The sequence below is a fragment of the Fibrobacter sp. UWH5 genome (genome assembly GCF_900142505.1).
In the GTDB taxonomy this organism is placed as follows: Bacteria; Fibrobacterota; Fibrobacteria; order Fibrobacterales; family Fibrobacteraceae; genus Fibrobacter.
The window spans coordinates 1-1,095 of sequence record NZ_FRBB01000056.1 but is presented as its reverse complement, the minus strand read 5'-3'; the positions used below and the strand labels follow the sequence as shown (position 1 = coordinate 1,095).

Genomic DNA, 1,095 nt, shown 5'->3' with positions numbered 1-1,095 from the left:
TTGGCGATTTCTAATCGCTAACGCATAATGTTGAACTTTTTCAAAAGATACTCATTTGGTGTTAGGTAGTCAAGCCTTTTTCTTGGTCTATTGTTCAGATTGTTCTCGATCCATCGGATATAGCGTTCATCGACATCTTCAATCTTTGCACCCTTTGGAATAAATTGGCGAATCAGCCCGTTCATATTTTCATTCGCACCTCGCTCCCATGAATGATATGGATGCGCAAAATAGTACTTGATGCCAAGCGCCTTCGCCACGATTACGTGGTCCGCAAACTCCCTTCCGTTATCTGAAGTTATCGTCTTAAGCAACCCCTTGTACGGGAGAAGGGTTTCCACGATGGCAGCTGCAACCTCGTCAGAATTCTTGCTTCCGATTTTTCTAATCCAGCTTTGGTTCGTTGCCCTGTCGTTTATGGTGAGCAGCTTTCCCTTGTGATCCTTACCGATGACAAGGTCTACCTCAAGGTCTCCGAAACGTTCCTTTTTATCAACGATTGCAGGCCGCTTGTCGATAGATACTAGGCCGACAATCCTTCCTCTGTAGTCGTTCTTACGGCCCCTGGAAGCGTGTTTCTTGTTCTTGTGCCTTAGGCATTTGTAGAGGTCACCGCCATGCCGCTTGTCCTCCCAGATGTGACGGTAGATGAGTTCCTCGCAAGGACATTTCAGGCCCATAAGCCTGCATCTCCAGCGAACCTGCTGTGGACTCATGAAACTACGGATACTTGCGTCAACAATTCTCCAGTCATATCCGTCGTATTTCTTATGGCAGTGGCTAGCCTTCTTCCTTGCAACGGCTTTTCTATGTGCCGCCTCCGCTCCGTATTTCCCTCGTGAACCGTTCCGTTTGATTTCTCGTGATACGGTGCTTTGGGAACATCCGATTATGTCTGCGATTTGGGCTTGCGTGTAATGGCTACACAACAAGCCAAGAATTTTGTATCTTTGCTCTCGGTTAAGATGACTCAATGCAACCTCTTTGTGGTAAGAGAAGGTTGCAATTTAGTTATCCTAGCTGGCTCCCATCTGGGGGCCTTTTTTGCATCCTTCAGATTCCGCTCGGATTATGCATTTGCAAATAGAATTCGGG

Annotated in this window: 1 protein-coding gene; it reads right to left on the bottom strand. The window is 46.8% G+C overall.

The annotated features are described in order from the left end of the window. Positions 1–17: 17 nt before the first annotated feature. Complete coding sequence (locus BUB38_RS15690) at positions 18–974, bottom strand: IS30 family transposase (RefSeq protein WP_073161660.1); 957 nt, start codon at positions 972–974, stop codon at positions 18–20. Positions 975–1,095 lie beyond the last annotated feature (121 nt).